The sequence below is a fragment of the Pseudomonas sp. FW305-20 genome (assembly GCF_058788075.1).
In genome coordinates, this window is sequence record NZ_JBYTAJ010000010.1 from 125,393 (window position 1) to 148,329 (window position 22,937).

The 22,937-nt window shown below is 58.5% G+C and carries 18 protein-coding genes and 1 tRNA gene; 4 read left to right on the top strand and 15 right to left on the bottom strand.

The features are described 5' to 3' along the window. Positions 1-11: 11 nt before the first annotated feature. Both AC3WP4_RS11485 and AC3WP4_RS11490 read right to left on the bottom strand, forming a co-directional pair. Positions 12-1,694: a flavin monoamine oxidase family protein gene (locus AC3WP4_RS11485; RefSeq protein WP_102614871.1), complete on the bottom strand. Its 1,683-nt coding sequence runs from the start codon at positions 1,692-1,694 to the stop codon at positions 12-14. Positions 1,695-1,915: 221 nt separating this feature from the next. Beyond that, positions 1,916-2,377, bottom strand: a complete 462-nt coding sequence (locus tag AC3WP4_RS11490) for an Lrp/AsnC family transcriptional regulator (protein ID WP_007980298.1) — start codon at positions 2,375-2,377, stop codon at positions 1,916-1,918. Between the two features lie 204 nt (positions 2,378-2,581). On the opposite strand from AC3WP4_RS11490, the gene AC3WP4_RS11495 reads away from it, so the two are divergent. After that, positions 2,582-3,229, top strand: coding sequence for a peptidase M41 (locus tag AC3WP4_RS11495; protein ID WP_102614920.1), 648 nt, complete (start codon positions 2,582-2,584; stop codon positions 3,227-3,229). A 92-nt stretch (positions 3,230-3,321) separates the two neighbouring features. On the opposite strand, the gene AC3WP4_RS11500 is transcribed toward AC3WP4_RS11495, so the two are convergent. The 5 genes from AC3WP4_RS11500 to rpsU form a co-directional block, all read right to left on the bottom strand. Beyond that, positions 3,322-3,398: transfer RNA gene (locus AC3WP4_RS11500), tRNA-Ile, on the bottom strand. Positions 3,399-3,413: 15 nt separating this feature from the next. After that, positions 3,414-7,160: a bifunctional diguanylate cyclase/phosphodiesterase gene (locus AC3WP4_RS11505; RefSeq protein ID WP_102614870.1), complete on the bottom strand. Its 3,747-nt coding sequence runs from the start codon at positions 7,158-7,160 to the stop codon at positions 3,414-3,416. Positions 7,161-7,281: 121 nt separating this feature from the next. After that, positions 7,282-9,132 (bottom strand): RNA polymerase sigma factor RpoD, encoded by a 1,851-nt coding sequence (rpoD, locus tag AC3WP4_RS11510; protein WP_074871412.1) that lies wholly within the window; start codon positions 9,130-9,132, stop codon positions 7,282-7,284. Between the two features lie 67 nt (positions 9,133-9,199). Then, a complete protein-coding gene (dnaG, locus tag AC3WP4_RS11515; protein ID WP_076029528.1) occupies positions 9,200-11,167 on the bottom strand; it encodes a DNA primase in 1,968 nt (655 codons plus the stop codon). Between the two features lie 482 nt (positions 11,168-11,649). Next, positions 11,650-11,865, bottom strand: a complete 216-nt coding sequence (gene rpsU / locus AC3WP4_RS11520) for a 30S ribosomal protein S21 (protein WP_002551877.1) — start codon at positions 11,863-11,865, stop codon at positions 11,650-11,652. A gap of 199 nt (positions 11,866-12,064) precedes the next feature. On the opposite strand from rpsU, the gene tsaD reads away from it, so the two are divergent. Beyond that, complete coding sequence (gene tsaD, locus AC3WP4_RS11525; protein WP_102614869.1) at positions 12,065-13,090, top strand: tRNA (adenosine(37)-N6)-threonylcarbamoyltransferase complex transferase subunit TsaD; 1,026 nt, start codon at positions 12,065-12,067, stop codon at positions 13,088-13,090. Between the two features lie 35 nt (positions 13,091-13,125). Here the strand turns inward: tsaD and plsY are convergent, their stop codons facing one another. Then, positions 13,126-13,695 (bottom strand): glycerol-3-phosphate 1-O-acyltransferase PlsY, encoded by a 570-nt coding sequence (plsY, locus tag AC3WP4_RS11530; RefSeq protein WP_008147193.1) that lies wholly within the window; start codon positions 13,693-13,695, stop codon positions 13,126-13,128. 74 nt (positions 13,696-13,769) lie between these two features. Between plsY and folB the strand changes: the two genes are divergently transcribed. Next, the gene (gene folB / locus AC3WP4_RS11535; protein WP_008008297.1) at positions 13,770-14,126 is read left to right on the top strand and encodes a dihydroneopterin aldolase; all 357 of its coding nucleotides are present in this window, start codon (positions 13,770-13,772) and stop codon (positions 14,124-14,126) included. Then, positions 14,117-14,635, top strand: coding sequence for a 2-amino-4-hydroxy-6-hydroxymethyldihydropteridine diphosphokinase (gene folK, locus AC3WP4_RS11540; protein ID WP_074871408.1), 519 nt, complete (start codon positions 14,117-14,119; stop codon positions 14,633-14,635). Before folB ends, folK begins: the two co-directional genes overlap by 10 nt. Before the next feature lie 83 nt (positions 14,636-14,718). Here the strand turns inward: folK and AC3WP4_RS11545 are convergent, their stop codons facing one another. From AC3WP4_RS11545 to apaG, 7 genes are all read right to left on the bottom strand, one after another. After that, a complete protein-coding gene (locus tag AC3WP4_RS11545; RefSeq protein WP_102614868.1) occupies positions 14,719-15,948 on the bottom strand; it encodes a multifunctional CCA addition/repair protein in 1,230 nt (409 codons plus the stop codon). 63 nt (positions 15,949-16,011) lie between these two features. Further along, on the bottom strand, positions 16,012-17,574 hold the full coding sequence (locus AC3WP4_RS11550; protein ID WP_074871405.1) for a SpoVR family protein: 1,563 nt from the start codon (positions 17,572-17,574) through the stop codon (positions 16,012-16,014). Continuing rightward, positions 17,571-18,842, bottom strand: a complete 1,272-nt coding sequence (locus tag AC3WP4_RS11555; RefSeq protein ID WP_076029532.1) for a YeaH/YhbH family protein — start codon at positions 18,840-18,842, stop codon at positions 17,571-17,573. Before AC3WP4_RS11555 ends, AC3WP4_RS11550 begins: the two co-directional genes overlap by 4 nt. A 201-nt stretch (positions 18,843-19,043) precedes the next feature. Beyond that, positions 19,044-20,966, bottom strand: a complete 1,923-nt coding sequence (locus tag AC3WP4_RS11560; protein WP_033056218.1) for a PrkA family serine protein kinase — start codon at positions 20,964-20,966, stop codon at positions 19,044-19,046. 296 nt (positions 20,967-21,262) lie between these two features. Continuing rightward, the gene (glpE, locus tag AC3WP4_RS11565; protein ID WP_074871401.1) at positions 21,263-21,592 is read right to left on the bottom strand and encodes a thiosulfate sulfurtransferase GlpE; all 330 of its coding nucleotides are present in this window, start codon (positions 21,590-21,592) and stop codon (positions 21,263-21,265) included. 33 nt (positions 21,593-21,625) lie between these two features. After that, a complete protein-coding gene (locus AC3WP4_RS11570; RefSeq protein ID WP_074871399.1) occupies positions 21,626-22,507 on the bottom strand; it encodes a symmetrical bis(5'-nucleosyl)-tetraphosphatase in 882 nt (293 codons plus the stop codon). Continuing rightward, positions 22,507-22,887: a Co2+/Mg2+ efflux protein ApaG gene (apaG, locus tag AC3WP4_RS11575; RefSeq protein WP_074871397.1), complete on the bottom strand. Its 381-nt coding sequence runs from the start codon at positions 22,885-22,887 to the stop codon at positions 22,507-22,509. Before apaG ends, AC3WP4_RS11570 begins: the two co-directional genes overlap by 1 nt. Between the last annotated feature and the right edge of the window lie 50 nt (positions 22,888-22,937).

Consider the following 22,937-nt stretch of genomic DNA (forward strand, 5'->3'; position numbering starts at 1 on the left):
TCGGATTCCTCTTACTCGGGCAGGGCGATCGGACCGATCTCGTTGAACACATCTCCTGGACCCGGGTTCTCGGCGTGAGTTTCACCGCCGAAGTGTTTCATGATGCCCCACACCGCATTAAGCGAGGTCTGTACCGCGCCTTCGACCCAGGCAGGCGTCCACGAAACGTCGTCGCCGGCGATGAAAATCCCGCGCTGCTCGGCCGGCATGTCGTCCTGCATGAAGTGCGCGTACATGCGCTGGTTGTAGCGATAGTGGCCGGGCAGGGCGCCTTTGAAAGCCCCGAGGAAATGCGGGTCGGCTTCCCAGGACACGGTGATCGGATCGCCGATGATCCGCGCGGCGATGTCTACTTTCGGGTAGATCTTTTTCAACGCATCCAGCGCCAGTTTCACGCGTTTTTCCACCGGTTGCGGGAGCATTTTCAGCGCATCGCTCATCCACGAATAGGACAGGCAAATCACCCCCGGCTTGTCGTCGCCGTTGTCGAACAGATAAGTGCCACGGGTCAGACGATCGGTGAGGGTCATGCTCATCAAGTCGCGGCCGGTTTCCGGGTCCTTGTCCTTCCAGAATGGCCGATCGACCATCACGAAGGTTTTCGACGATTGCATGTAGCGAGTGCGGTCCAGCGCCATCCACATCTTTTGCGAGAACAGGGTTTCGTCGCATTCGATCTGGGTGGTCAGCAGCCAGCTCTGGCACGTGGTCAGCACCGCTGCGTATTCGCGGGTGTCGCCCCAGTTGTCGGTGACGGCAAAGCGCCCGTCTGCCGCGTGGGCAATTTTCTTCACGCCGGTACGCGGTGCGCCGTTGTGCAGGGAGCTGAGGCTGGTGCCTTCCGGCCAGTGCATGCAATGTTCCGGCACATGACGCCAGATCCCCAATGGCACTTGTTCCACACCGCCGACCACCAAATGCTGGTGATCGTCGCAGTTGGTCATGACCACGCGGAAGATTTCCAGCATCGAATTCGGGAAGTCCGAGTCCCAGCCGCCGGTACCGAAACCGACCTGACCAAACACTTCGCGGTGATGGAACGAGAGTTTGGCGAAGGCTTTGGAAGTGGCAACGAAGTCGTAGAACGTGCGGTCGTCCCACAGCGGAACGAGAGTGTTCCACAGTTCTTTCAGGCGCGGCACATCACGGTCGCGGATCGCTTGCTGGATGTCAGAGAACTGCGAACCGGCTTCCAGCGCATCGGCCCAGGCGTCGGCGACTTCCTGGAACAGTGCAGGAAGATCCGCCAGTTTCTGTGCGTAATGGGTCTGACCTTCGAGGTCGATCACCGTGCTGCCCGAAGCAGGGGTCAGCGGGTTCGGGAAAGGTTTGGTTTCGAGGCCAAGCTTGTCGACGTAGTGATAAAACGCGGTGGACGACACCGGGAAGCGCATGCCGCCGAGCTCGGCGATGATGCCTTCGGCGCCGTTGAATGCCTGCGAGCGCAGACGGCCGCCCATTTTCGAGGCTTCGTAGACGACGGGTTTCAGGCCCAGTTTCATCAATTCGTAGGCCGCCACCAGACCGGCGATGCCGGCACCGACGATCGCAACCTCGGCGCCATGGTTGTGCACAGGGATGCTACCCAGGCCGGCCGGGTGTTCGATCCAGTCATCGAAACCGAACGGAAAGTCCGGACCGAAAATGGTGACTGGTTTTTTACCGTCTGCAGGATGGCGATTGTTCTTGTTCATGGCTGACCTTGCTGGCGACCGGACGCGGCATGCGCGTCTGAGTATAGGAAAAGATGGCAGCCATTCTAGAGAGCGTAGAACACGTTAATAAGACGCAATGTGTCGTCGTTTTGATAATTGTTTGAGCAGAATGACGACAAGCTGCTGCACATCGTCAATGTAGGAGCCGAGCTTGCTCGCGATGAGGCCCTCCCAGACATCCAAGAGCTATCGGCAAAAACTCAAACCGGCTGCCCCCGATCAATCTTGCTACTCAAGATAATCGACGTAGTCGTCTTCTCCACCCCATCCACGCTGCCTATCTGATCCAGCAACTGATCAAGTTGCTCTGGTGAGTCGGTGCGCAACCACGCCACGTAATCAAATTCGCCACTGACTGCGCACAACTGCTGCACCTGGGCCATTGCGCTGAGGCGTCGCAACACTTCCTTGCCCGAGCGCGGTTGCACCGTGATCCCGACGTACGCCTGCAAGCCGCCATCCACGACACGTTGACCCAAACGCACGCCGTAACCGGTGATTACCTTGGCTTTTTCCAGCCGGGCCAGCCGCGAAGTCACGGTGGTGCGAGCGATGCCCAATTGGCGCGCGAGCATGGCCACGCTCTCGCGGGCATTGATCTGCAAGGCTGCAATCAATTGGCGGTCGATTTCGTCAAGGACGGGCGGGCGAGTGTCAGGCAAGGGGCGTCTCCAGCGGCACAGATCAATGGGTTGGCATGTTACAGGCACATCTCGCACCGCGGATGGTTGATCTCGCCTCAGTACCGTTCAGAGCGCTTCTGCCTCTCGGGTTTTTCTTTGGCTTGAACAAGGCGTAATCGACGGTATGGACACCAACAGTCAGTCGTAGTCGAATGCGAAATCGAGGGATGCGAGGCGATGGAAATGACAAAGAAAATGCCACCCGCTGTACGGGAACGTGCGTTGCAGATTGCCAATCACGAAATGGCGCATTACGTCATGGCCCGAGCCTTGGGGTTTGAAACGGGTGGCGTGACCCTGACAGTGACCATGGACCTGCGGCATCAAGGCGGGGCGTCCATTAGCCTGGTGCGGCCAATTTCATCGATGCAAGCTATGAGGGAACATCTGGAGGCGCGAATGATGGTCCTGTTTGCGGGCGCGATGGGGCAGACGTTAGCTTCACCGCATTCGCCCGACAAACGCGTCGATAAGTCGAAAGCGACAGCCATCCTCAAAGGAGAGCTGGGGGCGGAACAGGATTACGCAAAAATAAGGGAGTTACGGCACTTGCTGCGCAATCTCGCCTACCCCGATACGGATCCGGCCTCGTCTGACCGCATAACGGCTGAACTGAAAGAGATTACTGATCGTGTGTGGCTGAGGACTCAAACGATCGTAGAAGAATTGGCCGATACGATTACCGAATTGGGACGCGTACTTGTCGACGGCATGGTCATCGTTGAACAGTGGGGCAGGGCGGCGGATACGTATGAGGTCGTGTTGACGGGTGCAATGCTTGAGCAGCTGCGATCAGTGCAGGCCATTCCAGCGTTAACGGATGCTTCTTAAGCTGAGAGTGATCTGTGCGTATGAAGATTGGAAGCCCCGAACACGTTATTCCAACAGACACGAAAAAGCCGCGCATTGCGCGGCTTTCAAGATGGTGGGCCCAGTAGGACTCGAACCTACGACCAAGGGATTATGAGTCCCCTGCTCTAACCAACTGAGCTATAGGCCCTCAGTAGGCCGCGGATTATAGCGACGGTTTCTCGGCTGTGCTATCCGAAAAGTCTGAAATGGCTATACGAAGAAACGTCGCGGCAAATTCTTCCGGTGGCAAAGGCAGGCTGACGATGTAGCCCTGGATCTGTTCACAGCCCTCGGCAGCGAGGAATTGCTGCTGTGCGAGGGTTTCGACGCCCTCGGCGATGATGGTGAATTGCATGCTTCGGCCCAGGGCGATGATGGCGCGAACGATGGCTGCGTCGTGGGGGTCATCCGGCAGGCCGCGGACGAAAGACTGGTCGATCTTGAGAATGTCCAGTGGCAGGCGTTTGAGGTAGCTCAGGGACGAGTAACCGGTGCCGAAGTCGTCGATCGCCAGTTGCACGCCCAGGTGTTTGAGTTGATGCAGCACGGCCAACGCCTCTTCAGCCTGGCTCATGATGAAGTTTTCGGTGATTTCCAGTTGCAGGAAATCGGGTTTGAGGCGGTTGTCCTTGAGCAGTTGTTCGATCCGGCCGAGCAGGTTCGGCTGACGCAATTGAGCGCCTGCGAGGTTGACCGACAGTGGGCCGACGGGTTCGTAAACCTGATTCCACTGGAACATCTGCCGGCAGGCGGTTTCGAGAACCCAATCGCCGATTTGCAGGATCATGCCGTTTTCTTCGGCCAGCGGAATGAAGTGCTCCGGCGGCACCTCGCCGAAGGTCGGGTGGCGCCAGCGAATGAGCGCTTCTGCGCCGACCAGGCGATGGTCGACCAGGCTGATCTTCGGTTGATAATGGAGGTGCAGTTCGTTGCGCTCGATAGCACGTCGCAGTTCATGTTCAAGTGCCACTCGCTCGCTGGCTTGAGCGGTGAGGTCGCGGGTATAGCTTTCGACCCGGTTGCGACCCTTGGCCTTTGAGCGGTACATCGCCGCATCGGCGTTCTTGACCAGCGTGGCGACGTCGCAGCCATCCTTGGGATACAGGCTGGTGCCGATACTGGCGCTGATAAAAAACTCATGTTCGCCAGCCTGGAACGGTGCGCCGAAGCAATTGAGCAATTTGGTCGCGATGTTGTCGGCGTCACTGGATTGCTGCAGCCCGGGCAGCAGGATGATGAATTCGTCGCCACCCAGGCGCGCCACGGTGTCGATGTCGCGCAACTGCTCCTTGAGGCGCACGGCAATGCCCTTGAGCAGCAGGTCACCGACCGGGTGACCCAGGCTGTCGTTGATGTGTTTGAAACGGTCCAGGTCCAGGAACAGCACCGCCCCCTGGCCGCCGTTTTCCTGTTGGTTGTTGAGCGCAGTCAGCAATCGGCTCTCGAACAGCGTGCGATTTGGCAGCCCGGTCAGCGGGTCGTGGTGTGCCTGGTAATCGAGCTTGGCCTGGGCGTGTTTGAGGCTGGAAATGTCCGCGAACACCGCGACAAAGTGGGTGACGAATCTGTCCCGGTTGCGCACTGCACTGATGGTCAGCCAGCTCGGATAGAGCTCGCCATTCTTGCGCCGATTGGAAATTTCGCCCTGCCAATGACCTTCGGCTGTCAGCTGATGCCACATGGCGGCATAAAACGCGCTGTCGTGCAGGCCCGAGGCGAGCAGGCGAGGGGTGTGGCCCAATGCTTCGCTCTCGCTGTAGCCGGTGATTTCGGTAAACGCACGGTTAACCGCGCTGATGTGTTGTTGAGTGTCGGTGATCAAAACACCTTCAGCGGTACTCTCGAATACCGTGGCAGCCTGTTGCAGCTTTTCCTGCATCAAGTGTCGCTCGGTGATGTCCCGGGCGATGGTCAGCATGCAATCTTCATCGCCGATCGGCAGCGGACGGCTGGACACTTCGCAGAGGCGGATCTGTCCGTCGCTGCGGCGTATATGGCAACTGAAGTCGCGGACGAAACCGTCCCGGTGCAGCAGGTCGAGCATCTGTTTGCGTTCGTTGAGATTGACCCAGATACCCAGTTCAAGGGCGGAGCGATCCACGGACATAGCGCTGTTGAAACCGGTAATGCGACTGAAACCCTCGTTGACCTCAATCAGTAAACCGTCGCTCTGCCGTGACAACAGCAGGCCGTCGGGGGAGGCATGGAAGGCCTTGGCGAACTTCTCTTCGGAGGTTTGCAGCTGTTTCTGGGTTTCCTTGAGCTGGCTGATATCCCGCACGACCACTACCAGCGCAGGGGTTGTATCGAGGTCGAACGGCTCAGCGGAGATCAGGCCGGTAAACACCTGGCCATTGTTGCGGCGAAAGGGCATCTCCAGGTTACGGATGCTGCCGGCCTGCAACCGTTGCAACAAGCCTGGCCCGACGCCGGGTACTCCCCAGATATTGAGGTCGGTGGCCGTCTGGCCGATGACGTCTTCGGCCTTGAGACCGATCTGTTCTTCGAACGCCTCGTTGACCTCCAGCAGGCAGCCGTCGCAGAGCCGCGCAATGACCAGTATGTCCGGGCATTGCTGGAACACCGAGGCGAACTTCTGTTCCGACAGGCGCAACGCCTCTTCGGTGCGCTTGGCCTCGCTGATGTCGATCATCAGCCCACGCAACACCGGTTCATGGCCGTGCTCGATCAGGCTGACGATATCGCGCACCCAAATGCAGCGGCCATCGGCGGTAATGACCCGGTAATCGAGGCTGTGATCGCGCCCGGCCAGTACTTCGTGATCACAGAAGGTCTGGGCGCGAGTCAGGTCGGCGGGGTGAATGATGTTGCGCCAGAAGCCCGGAATCAGCCAATGAGACAAGGGGTAACCGAGCAGATCCTCGGCATGGGGGGACACATAGCTGTAGGTGAAATCGCTGATCCGCGCTTCCCAGGCAATGGCCGAAAGGCTCTCCACCAGCCCGCGGTAATGGTATTCACTGCTGCGCAGTTCCTGTTCCAGGTCGACCCGGCGGGCAATTTCTGAACTCAGCCGCCGGTTGATCCGGATAACCATCGCCAGCACGATGATCAGCAGCAGCAATCCCGGTAGACCGTAAACCAGCAGATCGTTCCAGAAAGTCCGATGATCGAGGACGTTGCCGACCCACTGCTCCTGAATCTCATTGATTTCGTCCGGGGACATGTCCGCCAGGACTTTATCCAGAATGCCGACCAGTATCTTGTTGTCCCGGGGCACGCCCATCGCCAATTGATAGCGATAAGGGGTTTCGCCGCTGACGTAGAGCCCGTCGAGCTTTAACTGACGCAGGCTCCAGACGCTGGAGGCGAGATCGCCGACTACCGCATCGACTTCATCGGTAGCCAGCGCCTGCAGCGCTGAGCTGACGTTGGGCATCGCCACCAGATTGAGGTCGGGATTGTGGGTGCGCAACAGCTCATGGGGCGCATAGTTTTCCACCACGGCGACTTTCAGACCGTACAAGTCTTCGAGTTTACGGGGCTGAGGGCCTCCGACATGGGCAAGGATAACAATCGGGAAGTCCAGGTAGGGGCGAGTGAAGGAGAGGTAAGTCTGGCGCTCCGGGGTCGACATGATGCCGGGCAACAGGTCCAGCTTGGCTTGTTTGGCCTGCTCCAGGACGACGGTCCAGCTGACGGGCTCGATGGGCGTGAGCTTGATGGCCAGGCGTTGACGGATCCTGTCGATATAGTCTGCTGCAAGGCCCTGATAGCGGCCCTGATCGTCGCGAAACTCGAAGGGGGGCCATGACGCATCGACACCCAGGCGCAAGTCCGGGTGAGTCGCCAGCCAGCTACGTTCTTCGTCGGTCAGAGTCAGCGCGCCAGCCGTTGCGGTCCAGGTCAATAGCGACAGCAAAAAAAGCACGGTCGGCAGTCTGGGCATAACGGTCTCGTTATGGCTCGGGGAATGTTTCGAGTGTAGACGGGCAATTCGGAGGGGGGGAGGTGCGAGGGATTTAATCTGTATAAAAGCAAAACCCCCGGCCTGGGCCGGGGGTTTTGTATTACTCGTCGAGGAAGGAGCGCAAATGCTCGCTTCTCGTCGGGTGGCGCAGCTTGCGCAGCGCCTTGGCTTCGATCTGGCGAATCCGTTCACGGGTCACGTCGAACTGCTTACCAACCTCCTCGAGGGTGTGGTCGGTATTCATGTCGATACCGAAGCGCATGCGTAGAACCTTGGCTTCACGGGCAGTGAGGCCGGACAAGACTTCGCGAGTCGCTTCTTTAAGGCTCTCAACAGTGGCGACATCGATTGGCGACTGCATGGTCGAGTCTTCGATGAAGTCACCCAGATGGGAGTCTTCGTCATCACCGATCGGGGTTTCCATGGAGATCGGCTCTTTAGCGATCTTCAATACCTTGCGGATCTTGTCCTCAGGCATTTCCATGCGTTCGCCCAGCTCTTCCGGGGTCGGTTCGCGACCCATTTCCTGCAACATCTGGCGGGAAATACGGTTGAGCTTGTTGATCGTCTCGATCATGTGCACCGGAATACGGATGGTGCGGGCCTGGTCGGCGATCGAGCGAGTGATCGCCTGACGGATCCACCAGGTGGCATAAGTCGAGAATTTGTAGCCGCGGCGGTATTCGAATTTATCTACCGCTTTCATCAAGCCGATGTTGCCTTCCTGGATCAGATCGAGGAATTGCAGGCCACGGTTGGTGTACTTCTTGGCGATGGAGATCACCAGACGCAAGTTCGCTTCTACCATCTCTTTCTTCGCGCGGCGGGCCTTGGCCTCACCGATCGACATGCGACGGTTGATGTCCTTGATCTCGGCGATCGTCAAACCGGTTTCGGTTTGCAGCGCGGTTAGCTTCTGCTGGCAACGAATGATGTCCGGTTGCAGGCGACCAATGGCTTCAGCGTATTTGCTTTTGCCTTTGGCCAGCGCATCGGTCCAGCTTTCGTCGACTTCGTTGCCCGGGAACTGGCGCAGGAAGTCGGCACGCGGCATGCGGGCATCACGAACGCAAAGTTGCATGATCGCGCGCTCTTGCTGACGCAGACGATCCAGGGCACTGCGAACACGCTCGACCAGGCCTTCGAATTGCTTCGGAACCAGTTTGATCGGCATGAACAGCTCAGCCAGCAGCACCAGCTCGGCAATTGCCAGCTTGTTGCCACGACCGTGCTTTTTCAGCGCCTTGCGGGTGATTTCCATCTGGTCGGCAACAGCGCCAAAGCGCTGAGCTGCGATGACCGGATCCGGACCGCTTTCGGCTTCTTCTTCGTCGTCGGTGCTGGCTTCAGCTTCGTCGTCGTCGGTGTCGTCGTCCGCTTTCACGGCTTTCGGGTCGACAGGCGGCGGCACTTCTGCAGCAGGCGGCGCAATGCCGTCGTCCGGGTCGATATAACCGCTCAGGACGTCGGACAGGCGGCCACCTTCGGTGGTGACGCGAGTGTATTCGGAGAGAATATGGTCAACCGTGCCAGGGAAGTGCGCAATTGCGCCCATCACTTCGCGGATGCCCTCTTCAATACGCTTGGCGATTTCAATTTCGCCTTCACGTGTGAGGAGCTCTACCGTACCCATTTCACGCATGTACATGCGCACTGGGTCGGTGGTGCGACCAATGTCGGTCTCGACCGCTGCCAACGCTGCTGCTGCCTCTTCGGCCGCGGCTTCGTCGGTATCGGCGTCGGCCAGCATAAGGGAATCCTTATCTGGCGCAACCTCGAATACGTTGATCCCCATGTCATTGATCATGCGGATGATGTCTTCCACCTGTTCCGGATCTGAAATATCCTCCGGCAGGTGGTCGTTGACCTCCGCGTAAGTCAGGTAACCCTGCTCACGACCAAGTGTGATCAACTCTTTGATACGAGACTGCTGTTGCGCTTTTCCGGACATAACACCCTATCCACTGAAGGTCTTGGCGGGCAAAAAACAAGCCGAGGATTATACCTGAGCTATGACCTCACGCGCCAGTTGAGGTCGGGCTTGTTGCGGAAACATTGCGACTTAATAGGTCGCGCAGTTGGTTTTTCTCTTCGGCACTCAGTTCACTTTGACGTGCTTTCCTGAGAAGTTGTTCCAGGTTTCGCTCGCGTTGGCGGGCTGACAAGCTAGTAATGGTGTCGAAAAACTGTTGTTCAAGGTTATCTCCATCAATCAGCCATTCCTTTTCCGCCAGCGCCTTGAGCAAACGTCCTTGCTCCGTACCGTGCCAGCGTGCAATCAACTGAAATGAGTTTAGCTTGGGATTCTTCTGTACGGCTTCGAGCAAGGCCACCAGCAATTGCGTGTTGGTGTGATCCTCGGCAGCAAAGTGCCCGGCATCCTCGACTTTCTCGGCCAATTGCGGGTGATGCAATAGCGTGCGCAAGGCGGCCAGGGTCGGCGGCTCTACAGCGGCCGGCACCCGTGGCGCGCGGGGTTGATCGTGATCACCGCCGCGTTTGCCATTTTTGTCCCACGGTTTTTTGTCCCATTTCTTGCCGCCGGCGCCGGGTTTCTTCGGTGTCCATTCCTGCTGCGGCACATACATCTCTTGTGCCTGCGGCTGATGGTAGTCGCTGTAATCCGGCATGGCGTCGTAATCGATGCCCGGATCGTACGCCGGCGGAGCTTCCTGGGGCGCGCTTTGCACCAGCTGGCTCACGGCTTCACCGCTAAGCCCGGTAATTTCGGTCAGGCGCTGACGCATCAGGATGCGCAGGTTCGCCCCGGGGACTTTGTCGATCAGCGGCGCGGCGAGAGTGGCCATGTGGGCCTTGCCTTCGAGCGAGCGTGGGTCCGATTCCTCGGTCAGCTGTTGAAAAAAATAATCCGCTAATGGCTGGGCGTGCTGGTTGATCCGTGCGCGGAAGGCATCAGTGCCTTCGGAGCGGACCAGCGTATCCGGGTCTTCGCCTTCGGGGAGGAACAAAAAGCGTGCGCGCCGTCCGTCCTGCAGGCTCGGCAGCGTTGCCTCCAGTGCCCGCCAGGCGGCATTTCGGCCCGCCTGATCGCCGTCGAAACAGAACAGCACGTTGGGCACGACGCGAAACAGACGCTTCAAGTGCTCTTCGCTGGTGGCGGTGCCCAGGGTCGCGACAGCATTGCGCAGACCTTGCTGGGCCAGGGCGATAACATCCATGTAGCCTTCGACGACGATGATTTCGTCGAGGTTGCGGTTGTTCTTGCGTGCTTCATAAAGGCCGTAGAGTTCCTGGCCCTTATGGAATACCGGGGTTTCCGGTGAGTTCAGGTATTTCGGCTTGTCGTCGCCCAATACCCGGCCGCCGAAGGCGATGATTCGCCCGCGGCTGTCGCGGATCGGGAACATCACGCGATCGCGGAAGCGGTCATAGCGTTTGCCGGTTTCGGCGTTCTCGATCAGCAGGCCGGCATCGATCATGGCTTTCTGTTGCAGGGTGTCGCTGCTCAGGTGCTTGAACAGATTGTCCCAGCCGGGCGGGGCAAAGCCGAGGCCGAAGTCTCGGGCGATTTCGCCGGTCAGCCCGCGACCCTTCAAGTAATCCACCGCTGCTTTTCGCGATGGATGGCTTTTCAGCGCCTGGCGGTAAAAGTCGGCGGCGGCGGTGAGTAGCGGGTAGAGCGGCGAATCGGTCGGCTGCCGCGGTTTGTGCGGGCGTCCGCTTTCTTCGCGGGGGATTTCCATGCCGGCGGCTTTGGCCAGTTCCTCGACAGCCTGGACGAAATCCAGATTGTCGTGGTCCATCATGAAGCCGAGGGCGTTGCCGCCAGCGCCGCAGCCAAAGCAATAATAAAACTGCTTGTCGGGGCTGACGCTGAAGGAGGGGGTTTTCTCTTTGTGGAACGGGCAGCAGGCGGTGTAGTTCTTGCCAGCCTTTTTTATTTGCAGGCGCGAGCTGACCACGTCGACGATGTCGGTGCGGTTCAGAAGGTCGTCAATGAAGCTCTGGGGAATTAGCCCGGCCATGGCGTTCTCGTCATCTGCGCTGCAATGGATCCGAAACGAAGAGCGGCTGAGCGCGGGTCCTTGTTTGAGGCGCGCAAAATGTGCGGCTCGACCAGTGTCGTCTGCGTAATCGCTGTCGGGAAGTGTATCTGCCGAAAATCCACTGACGTTAGTACCAATCAGTATTCGACTATTTGAAAGTGTTGCGCTGAAATCCGCTGCGGCCTGTCGATGGCCTCGGATAGCTCATAAGCTGGCACGCAAGAAGGTGCCTTGGGCTGATCGTCGTGAGAGGAATCAGTGGGTGTGCTCGTCAGTAGCCTTGGAAGGCTCGTCAGAAAAGACGTGCACCGCTGGCAAAAGAGCCAGGTCTGACGCTGTGAAGCAGATTTGTCTCGGTCGCGTGTGCGGCTTTGACGGTGAAGCATCAAGCGTTTTCCGCAAATGCCATTAGCCCGGCTGAGGGCCGGGCTTGGCAGAAGCTTGCTACGAACGTCTGTGTATTAGTACAGACGAACGGCGCGGCGCTGTTCGCGCTGAACTTTCTTGGCGTGACGCTTAACAGCGGCTGCTGCTTTGCGCTTACGCTCAGAAGTAGGCTTCTCGTAGAATTCGCGGCTACGAACTTCAGCCAGTACACCGGCTTTTTCGCAGGAGCGCTTGAAACGACGCAGAGCTACGTCGAAGGGTTCGTTCTCTTTTACTTTGACGGCTGGCATCCAGAGCTACCTTCATTCATTACCGGGGTCAACATCCTCGTGGCAAAAGAGCACTTGAAGACGTCGGTTTTTAAGGGTTGCGGATGTTAACCCCTCATCGCCCGGAATGCAAAGCCTCTGATCGAAAACCGCTAGTCGGGGCATCACATGGCGACTATTATGCGCGCCTTCGAATTCAGCCTAAACAAGGCGCAAACCCATGCTAGTACTGGGATTAGAAACCTCCTGCGACGAAACCGGTGTCGCATTATATGACAGTGAACGCGGCCTGCTGGCCGACGCGCTGTTCAGCCAGATCGACCTGCACCGCGCCTATGGCGGGGTCGTGCCGGAGTTGGCCTCGCGTGATCACGTCAAACGCATGCTGCCCTTGATTCGTCAGGTGTTGGCTGAGGCTGACTGTGTGCCGACCGAGATCGATGCCATCGCCTATACCGCGGGTCCTGGCCTGGTCGGTGCCTTGCTGGTGGGCGCTTCCTGCGCTCAGGCGCTGGCCTTTGCCTGGGGTATTCCGGCGCTGGGCGTGCACCACATGGAAGGTCACCTGCTGGCGCCGATGCTGGAGTCACAGCCGCCAGAATTCCCGTTCGTCGCTTTGTTGGTGTCTGGCGGTCATACGCAGCTGGTTCAGGTCGACGGGATCGGTCAATACACGCTCCTGGGCGAGACCCTCGACGATGCCGCCGGTGAAGCTTTCGACAAGACCGCGAAGATGATGGGCCTCAATTATCCAGGTGGCCCGGAAATCGCTCGCCTGGCGGAGCAAGGGGTTGCAGGACGCTTCACTTTCCCGCGTCCGATGTGCGACCGTCCGGGCCTGGCCTTCAGTTTCAGCGGCTTGAAAACCTTCGCCCTGAACACCTGGCAGCAGAGCGTCAGCGCCGGGGACGACAGCGAGCAAGCCCGTTGCGACATCGCGCTGGCGTTCCAGCAGGCCGTGGTGGAGACTTTGACCATCAAGTGCAAGCGTGCCCTGAAACAGGCCGGCATGAAGCGCTTGGTGATCGCTGGCGGCGTCAGCGCCAACAAGGCGCTGCGTACCTCACTGGAGAAGATGCTAGGCGACATGAAGGGCGATGTTTTTTATGCTCGTCCAGAGTTCTGCACCGACAACGGCGCGATGATTGCCTTTGCCGGCTGCCAGCGTTTGCAGGCCGGTCAGCACGAAAGCCTGGCGATCAGCGTGCAGGCGCGTTGGCCGATGGAGCAATTGTCGGCGCTGTGATGAGGTGCGGGATGAACCGCGCTCATGCCCGGTATTTAAAAATGCCGTTCGCGCCCGGCAAACAGGTCGCGTAGATTGCCCCGATGTCGCCAGACGATCAGTCCCGTGAGTGCGCTCATGGGCAGCAGGGCCGCCGGTTCTTGCCAGGCCAGCAGCGGCAGTGTCAGCGGTGTGGCGATCAAGGCCGCCAGTGAGCTGGTGCGAGTCAGGTAGAACGTCAGCAACCAGGCGCAGACCGCCAGCAGTGCGGCGGGCGGGTAGAGTCCGAGTAGCATGCCGGCAGAGGTGGCGACACCTTTGCCGCCGCGGAAGCGGAAATACAACGGGAACAGGTGGCCGATAACGGCACAGACGCCGATCCAGGCCTGTTCTTGAAGCGAAAGGCCCGCAACGCCGGCGATCAGTACCGGCAGCAGGCCTTTGAAGAGGTCCCCGATCAAGGTCAGAACGGCAAGTTTTTTGCCGGCCAGGCGCAACATGTTGGTGGCGCCGGCATTGCCCGAGCCACTCATTCGCGGATCGGGGTTACCGGTCAGGCGGCTGAGCAAAATGGCGAAGGACAGAGAGCCGAGCAGGTAGGCGAGGGTCGCCAGTAACCAAAACATGCTAACTATTCCGGGCGAGGACGCCCTGATTCTAACGGCGCATTGCGCCCTTGTCGTGCAGCGGAGAAAAGTGCTTGGACAGAGTGTTTATCGAGGGCCTGGAAGTCGACACCGTGATTGGTGCCTACGACTGGGAGCGAGGCATCCGACAGTGCTTGCGTCTTGATCTGAGTTTCGCCTGGGATAATCGCCCGGCCGCGGCCGGTGATGACCTGACGCTGGCACTCGATTACGCCAGTGTGTCGTCGCGTATCCAGGCCTTTGCCGAGCAGGCGCAGTTCCAACTGGTCGAGACCTTCGCCGAGCGTCTGGCTGAAGTCCTGATGAGCGAATTCAATATCACCTGGATGCGCCTCAAGCTGACCAAGCCAGGCGCCATCCCGGCTGCCACAGGCGGTGTGGGCGTGGAGATTGAGCGCGGATGTCGCTGACTCAGGTGTTTCTCGGGCTCGGTAGCAATATCGAGCGCGAATCCCATTTGCAGGCTGGCCTGGAAGCCTTGGCCGGTTTCCTCGTGGATATACGCTGCTCGGCGGTGTTCGAAAGTCAACCGGTGGGGATCAAGAGCGGGCCTTTCTTCAATTTTGTGGTATCGGCTTTTACCGATTTGCCGCTGATGGAACTGGATCGCCGGCTGAAATTCATCGAGGCGGACAATGGCCGTTATGCGCCGGACCGCAAAGGCTTGCCGCTGGATATCGACGTGTTGCTGTTCGGTGATCTGGTGGGCAACTTCGATGGCTTGATCCTGCCGCGGGCAGAAATTCTGAAAAATGCCTTCGTGTTGTGGCCGTTGTCGCTGATTGCGCCGGATCGCGTGCATCCGGGTGTGGGCAAGAGTTTTGCGACGTTGTGGCGTGAGGCGCAGATTGATCAGGTGTTGGCGCCGGTGGCGTTTGAGTGGCGCGGCGAGCAGTTGACCCCTTCAGCATTGTTGTGATGCGGATGACGCCTTCGCGAGCAAGCCCGCTCCCACAGGGCTTGCGCTGACCTTGTGGGAGCGGGCTTGCTCGCGAAGCTTTTTCAGGCAGACGCCGCGTCTTTGTAAGCCTTCAGCGCCTTGAGCCGCTCGCGCTTGATCGCCTCGCCCAGCTCCGGTCCTTTGAATCCCTTGTCCAGCAACGGCTGAACCGCTACAGCCCGCGCAGCATTCGCTGCTCCGCGCAAATAATCAGCCTGTGGATAACTTCGCTGCTCCAGCCCTTTACGTCCTCGGGCGTCCATCTCGCACGCCGCGATAAATTCCTCGAACCGCTGCGGCCGACGGTAAATGTCAAAACTCTGCAGCAACTCCAGCAAAGTCGACGGCTTCAGTTCCAGCGCGCGATGGCCGTGGGTGTGATATTCGCCCACCAATAGAGCCAGTTCCTGACAGTCCTTCGGCGCCTTGAAGCGTTCGTTGACCGCTTTGATCAGCTTCAAGCCCTTGTGCTCATGAGCTATGTGTCGGGGCCACTCTGCCTCGGGCGTCAGTCCCTTGCCGAGGTCGTGCAGCAGGCAGGCCCAACGCACGGTAAGTGGTTGTTTGTGCCGCGCGGCCTGTTCCAGCACGCTCAAAGTGTGCACGCCGGTGTCGATTTCGGGGTGATGGGCTTCCGGTTGCGGCACGCCGAACAGGGCATCGACTTCCGGCATTAATACTTTGAGAGCGCCACATTCGCGCAGCACTTCGATGAACACCTGTGGCTGATCTTCCATCAGGGCGCGGGAAATTTCCTTCCAGCTGCGTTCGGCGGTCAAGGCTTCCAGTTCACCTGACTCGCTGAGTTGGCGCATCAGTTCCAGTGTCTCCGGCGCCACGGTGAAACCGAGCCCCGCATAACGAGCTGCGAAACGGGCAACGCGCAGAACCCTGAGCGGATCTTCGGCGAATGCGGGGGAAACGTGACGAAGCAAGCGCGCTTCGAGATCGCGCTGGCCGTGGTAAGGATCGGTCAGGTTCTGCTGATCGTCTTCGGCCATAGCGTTGATGGTCAGGTCACGACGGATCAGGTCTTCTTCGAGGGTGACTTCGGGGTTGGCGTGAAAGGTAAAGCCGCCGTAACCGCGTCCGCTTTTGCGTTCGGTGCGGGCGAGGGCGTATTCCTCGCCGCTTTTTGGGTGAAGGAACACCGGGAAGTCCGCGCCTACCGGGCGAAAGCCCTTGGCGAGCATTTCTTCAGTGGTGGCGCCAACCACAACCCAGTCGATGTCGGTGACAGGCTTGCCCAGCAGGCGATCGCGTACCGCACCGCCGACTTTATAAATCCGCATAAAAAACCTCCGTTAGCTCGACAGAATAACCTTTGCGTCGAACTTCCGGAGGCCGAAACGGGATCAAAGATGAATAACGGCCAGGTCCAGTCGCCCGTAATCGCCTTCAGCGTGCTCGCCTCTAGGCGGAACATGATGGGTTTTCATCACCTGGTCGCCTTGGAGGGTTTCCAGATGAATATCGAAGCCCCACAGGCGGTGGAGGTGCTTGAGCACTTCCTCGGTGGACTCGCCCAGCGGTTTACGGTCGTGTTGCTGGTGACGCAAGGTCAGGGAGCGATCACCACGCCGGTCGATGCTGTAAATCTGCACGTTGGGTTCGCGATTACCGAGGTTGTACTGCGCCGCCAGGGTTTCACGGATGATGCGGTAACCTCCTTCGTCGTGAATGGCCGGGACTAGCAGATCCTCCTTCTGGTCGTCATCGAGAATGCTGAACAACTTCAGGTCACGGATCACCTGGGGTGACAGGTACTGCAGGATGAAGCTTTCATCCTTGAAGCTACTCATGGCGAACTTGATGCTCGACAGCCAGTCGGTGCCGGCAATTTCAGGGAACCAGCGGTAGTCCTCTTCGGTAGGGTGTTCACACATGCGGCGGATGTCCCGGTACATGGCAAAACCCAAGGTGTAGGGGTTGATGCCGTTGTAGTAGGGGCTGTCGAAGCCGGGTTGATAGACCACGCTGGTGTGGGACGTCAAAAACTCCATCATGAAGCCGTCGGTCACCAGGCCTTCGTCATACAGGTCGTTCATCAGGGTGTAATGCCAGAACGTGGCCCAGCCCTCGTTCATCACCTGGGTCTGACGTTGCGGGTAGAAATACTGGGCGATCTTGCGCACGATCCGCACGATTTCCCGCTGCCATGGTTCCAGCAGTGGTGCGTGTTTTTCGATGAAGTAGAGGATGTTTTCCTGAGGTTCGGCGGGGAAGCGCGCGTTGTCCTTGTCGCTGTACTTGTCCGCACCTTTTGGAATGGTCCGCCACAGATCGTTGATCTGCTTCTGCAAATGCTCTTCCCGATCCTTTTGCCGGCGACGTTCTTCTTCGGCGGAAATCGGATACGGGCGTTTGTAGCGATCGACTCCATAGTTCATCAGGGCATGGCAGGAATCCAGCAAGTCCTCGACCGCGTCGATACCGTGGCGCTCTTCGCACTGCATGATGTATTGCTTGGCGAACACCAGGTAATCAATGATCGAACTGGCGTCAGTCCAGGTGCGGAACAGGTAATTGCCTTTGAAAAAGCTGTTATGCCCGTAGCAGGCATGGGCAACGACCAAAGCCTGCATGCAGATGGTGTTTTCTTCCATCAAGTAGGCGATGCAAGGGTCCGAGTTGATCACGATTTCGTACGCCAGCCCCATCTGGCCGCGACTGTAGGATTTCTCGGTGCTGAGGAAGTGTTTGCCGTAGGACCAATGGTGATAACCCAGCGGCATGCCGACGGAGGCGTAGGCGTCCATCATTTGCTCGGCGGTGATCACTTCGATCTGGTTGGGGTAAGTATCGAGCGCGTAGCGAGCCGCCAGACGACTGATTTCTTTGTCGTAGGCCTGAATCAGCTCGAACGTCCATTCGGAGCCGGTGGAAATGGGTTGGCGCTTCTGCTCTTTGGCGGTCATGTCACTAACCTGCGCTGGAAGAGTTCACGGAAGACCGGATAGATATCCCCGGCCGAGACCAGTTGTTGCTGGGCAAAAGTGTCAGAGAAGGCTTCGGCGATGCGTTCGTACTCGAACCACAGGGCCTGATGTTCGCGCGGGGTAATCTCAACGTAAGTGTAGTACTGCACGAACGGCATGATCTGGTTGATCAGAATGTCGCGGCAGATCGGCGAGTCGTCGTTCCAGTTATCGCCGTCGGAGGCCTGGGCGGCATAGATGTTCCACTCATTGCTCGGATAGCGTTCGGCCATGATCTCCTGCATCAGTTTCAAGGCGCTGGAAACGATGGTGCCGCCGGTTTCGCGAGAATAGAAAAACTCTTCTTCGTCCACTTCCCGGGCACTGGTGTGGTGGCGAATGAACACGACGTCGATCTTGTCGTAGTTACGCTTGAGAAACAGGTACAGCAGGATAAAGAAACGCTTGGCGATGTCCTTGGTCGCTTGGGTCATGGAGCCGGACACGTCCATCAGGCAGAACATTACTGCCTTGGAACTGGGGTTGGGCTGTTTGATGAGCAGGTTGTACTTGAGGTCGAAGGTATCGAGGAACGGTACGCGATGAATGCGCGCACTGAGCTTTTCGATTTCCGCCTCGATTTTCTGAATGTCGCCGAAGTTGTCTGGCTCTTCACGCTTGAGGCGCAGCAGTTCTTCCTTGGCCTCGCGTAATTTTGCCCGGCTGCTGCCAGACAGGGCGATGCGCCGAGCATGGGCCGAGCGCAAGGTGCGGATGATGTTGATCCGCGACGGATTGCCTTCGTTACTGATCCCGGCACGAACGGTCTTGAAGGTGTCGGTGCCGGTCAGGTTGCGTTTGACCAGGTTCGGCAGCTCAAGGTCCTCGAACATGAATTCGAGGAATTCCTCCTGGGTGATCTGGAAGACGAACTCGTCCATCCCTTCGCCCGTGTTGCCGGCCTTGCCCGGCCCTCTGCCACCGCCACCTCCGGGCGGGCGGGCAATGTGCTCGCCACTGGTGAACTCCTTGTTGCCCGGGTGCACGACGGTCTGCTTGCCACCGCGACCGTGGTGAAGCACCGGTTCGTCAATGTCGCGACCGGGAATGCTGATTTGTTCGCCGTGTTCCATATCGGTAATGGAGCGCCGGCTGACCGCCTCTTCGACAGCCTTTTTGATGTGATCACGGTAACGCCGCAGAAACCGCTGACGGTTCACCGTGCTCTTGTTCTTGCCATTGAGACGTCGGTCGATCACATAGCTCATGACTGCTCCTTAGAAGCTGTCCTGAAAGGGGCGAGCGGTTATGCAGCATCGACGGTGCCAAGGGATGTGCACGCTCCCCCAAGCGCTTTTGGACGCTGACTGACCTCGCTACCGACTTTCGAACACCTTCCAGAGGTCTGTGTAACAGAAAATGCGTACACAGGCCTCTGGCTGACGACAACCGGTCTGACCGGCAGCGGGTTATTGTGATTTTCTGACCCGCAGGTACCACTCGGACAGCAGTCGTACCTGTTTGTCGGTGTAGCCCCGCTCGACCATCCGTGTGACGAAGTCGTTGTGCTTCTGCTGGTCCTCTTTGCTGGCCTTGGCGTTGAAGCTGATGACTGGCAGGAGGTCCTCGGTGTTGGAGAACATTTTCTTCTCGATGACCACCCGCAGTTTTTCGTAGCTGAGCCAGGTCGGGTTCTTGCCGTTGTTATTGGCGCGGGCGCGCAGCACGAAGTTGACGATTTCATTGCGGAAATCCTTCGGATTGCTGATGCCGGCCGGTTTTTCGATTTTCTCCAGTTCTTCGTTCAGCGCTACGCGGTTGAGGATCTCGCCGGTTTCCGGGTCGCGGTATTCCTGGTCCTGGATCCAGAAGTCGGCGTACAGCACATAGCGATCGAAGATGTTCTGGCCATACTCGCTGTAAGACTCGAGGTAGGCGGTCTGGATTTCCTTGCCGATGAACTCGATATAACGCGGTGCCAGGTACTCCTTGAGGAAGCGCAGATAGCGTTCGCGGGTTTCCGCCTGGAATTGTTCCTGTTCGATCTGTTGTTCCAGCACGTAAAGCAAGTGCACCGGGTTGGCAGCGATTTCGTGCGGATCGAAGTTGAACACTTTCGACAGGATCTTGAACGCGAAGCGAGTCGACAGGCCGTTCATGCCTTCGTCGACACCCGCGTTGTCGCGGTATTCCTGGATCGACTTGGCCTTCGGATCGGTGTCCTTGAGGTTTTCACCGTCGTACACGCGCATCTTGGAGTAGATGTTGGAGTTTTCCGGCTCTTTGAGTCGCGACAGTACGGTGAACTGGGCAAGCATCTTCAGGGTGTCAGGCGCGCAGTGAGCCTTGGCCAGGGAGCTGTTGAACAAGAGCTTGTCGTAGATCTTCACTTCGTCGCTGACCCGCAGGCAGTACGGCACTTTGACGATGTAGATCCGATCGATGAAGGCTTCGTTGTTCTTGTTGTTGCGGAAGGTATGCCATTCCGATTCGTTGGAGTGGGCCAGCAGGATCCCGGTAAACGGAATGGCCCCCAGACCTTCGGTACTGTTGTAGTTGCCTTCCTGGGTGGCTGTCAGCAGTGGGTGCAGCACCTTGATCGGCGCCTTGAACATTTCGACGAATTCCATCAGGCCCTGGTTGGCCCGGCACAGTGCGCCCGAGTAGCTGTAGGCGTCGGCATCGTTCTGCGGGAATTCTTCGAGTTTGCGGATATCGACCTTGCCCACCAGTGCCGAAATGTCCTGGTTGTTTTCATCTCCCGGCTCGGTCTTGGCCACTGCGATCTGGTTGAGGATCGACGGATACAGCTTCACCACACGGAACTGGCTGATGTCACCGCCGAACTCGGCGAGGCGTTTGGTCGCCCATGGCGACATGATGGTGTTGAGGTAGCGCCGTGGAATGCCGAAGTCTTCCTCGAGGATCGCGCCATCTTCGGTGGCGTTGAACAGACCCAGAGGTGATTCGAATACCGGCGAGCCCTTGATCGCGTAGAAGGGCACTTTTTCGATCAGCTGTTTCAGCTTCTCGGCCAGGGACGATTTACCGCCACCCACAGGACCGAGCAGATAGAGAATCTGCTTCTTCTCTTCCAGGCCCTGAGCGGCATGACGGAAATACGACACGATCTGGTCAATGCATTCTTCCATCCCGTGGAAGTCTTCAAAGGCCGGATAGCGGCGGATTACCTTGTTGGAAAAGATCCGCGACAGCCTCGAGTTGGCCGAAGTGTCGAGAAGCTCCGGCTCACCGATGGCCAGTAACAGACGCTCGGCGGCGGAAGCGTAGGCGCTACGGTCGCTTTTGCACAGTTCAAGATACTCTTGCAGCGAGAGTTCTTCCTGGCGTGTGGACTCGAAGCGTTGTTGGAAGTGGCTAAAGATACTCATGACGTCACCTCGCTCGATACGTGGAGCCGACGCCGGATCATTCAGTCGATGCTGGCAGCGACCGAATATGCAGTCGCTGTTTACCCCCCAGAACTCTTTCGAAGCTGACGACCCCGAAAGCTACTCCCGATGACCCGCGCGCCGGTGTACCGGCTCTCCCCTGTTTTGGATGGCCTGCGCTTAAGGATAGTTGCTTATTCGACAGGTAAAGGCGAGATACGTAATTAGTTGTGGCAGACCGTTCGTCTGCCACCGCGCTAGCCCCCGGGGGACGGGGCTTGCGCGTTACAAAAAAATTATTCGGAAGTGCCTTGCGCCGTTTCCGAAGGATAAGTCGTACGCCACAGCTCAAAACCGCCATCCATGCTGTAGACGTCGGAGAAGCCCTGACTAATGAGGTACGCGGCGGCGCTCTGACTGGAGTTGCCGTGGTAGCAGACGACCACGGTCGGTGCGTCGAGGTCGGCAGCGCGGATGAAATCCGAGAGGGAGTGGTTATCCAGATGCTTCGAGCCGGCGATGTGCAGCGCGGCAAAAGTTGCTGGGTCGCGGACATCGACCACTACCGCGCCTTGCTCGCGCAGGGCTTGGGCCTGTTCCGGGGGGATACGTTTGAATTCGCTCATGGCGGGCTCCTGTGGCTCGGCTGAAAGCGCAGTCTAGCGCGGGGCGCTTGCTGACGATGGTTCGGGGATAGGTGCGGCGACTGGCGGCAGGGCAAGGCCATGCTCATCGCATTTGCAAGACAGGCGTTCACCGGTGTCGACATTCATCAGGGTCAAGGCGCCACCCCAGACACAACCGGTGTCGAGGGCCGAGATGCCCGGCTCATTGCATCGGCCTTCCAGAGCGGCCCAGTGGCCGAAGATGATCTTCAGGCCCTTGGTCTTGCGCTCTTTGTGTTGAAACCAGGGTTTGTAGCCCGGTGGCGCATTATCGAGGCCTTCCTTGCTTTTGAGGTCAAGCTTGCCCTCGGCGGTACAAAACCGCATGCGGGTGAAATAGTTGGTAATCACACGCAAGCGTGTCACGCCTTTGAGGTCGTTGTCCCATTTCGCCGGATCGTTGCCGTACATGCCGTCGAGGTAGGGCGGCAACAGGTTATCGTCGCGCAATGCAGCCTCGACTTCGGCGGCGTACTTCAGGGCTTTGCGCAGCGACCACTGCGGCGGAATGCCAGCATGTACCAGGGCAACATCGCGTTGTTCGTCGTAATGCATGAGTTTTTGCTGGCGCAGCCACTCCAGCAGTTCCGCGCTATCGGGCGCTCCCAGAATCTCGAGCAGGGTGTCGGACTTCTTCAGGCGTTCGATGTTTTTCCCGGCGGCCAGCAAGTGCAGGTCGTGGTTGCCGAGCACGCACACCAGCGATTCGCGGATGCTATAGAGGAAGCGCAAGGTGTCCAGCGACTGCGGGCCACGGTTGACCAGATCGCCGACCAGCCACAGACGATCCCGTGTCGGGTCGAAGGCGACTTGCTTGAGCAGGCATTGCAGTGCTTGAAGGCAGCCCTGCAGATCGCCGACGGCATACGTTGCCATCAGTGCAGGGCTCCGGGCACCGCCAGGCGGAATGGGGCGATGATGGCGTCGAAGTGTTTACCGTCGTCGGCAACCATTTCATAAGTGCCCTGCATCGTGCCGACCTTGGAGGTCATGACGGTGCCACTGCTGTAGGTGTGACTTTCGCCTACCGCGATCAACGGTTGCAGGCCGACAACGCCGGCTCCGCGAACCTCTTCGACATGCCCGTCACCGTCGGTGATCACCCAGTGCCGCGACAACAGTTTGGCCGGTAGCTCGCCATTGTTGTGCACGGTGATGGTGTAGGCGAAGGCAAAGCGGTTTTGCTCGGGTTGCGATTGTTCTGCCAGATAGCGGGTGACGACGCTGACGTCGACCTGATAACGAGGATCGGACATGCAAGAGGCCTTAAAAACGGAGCGGGACGCGGGGCGTAGCTGAATGAACT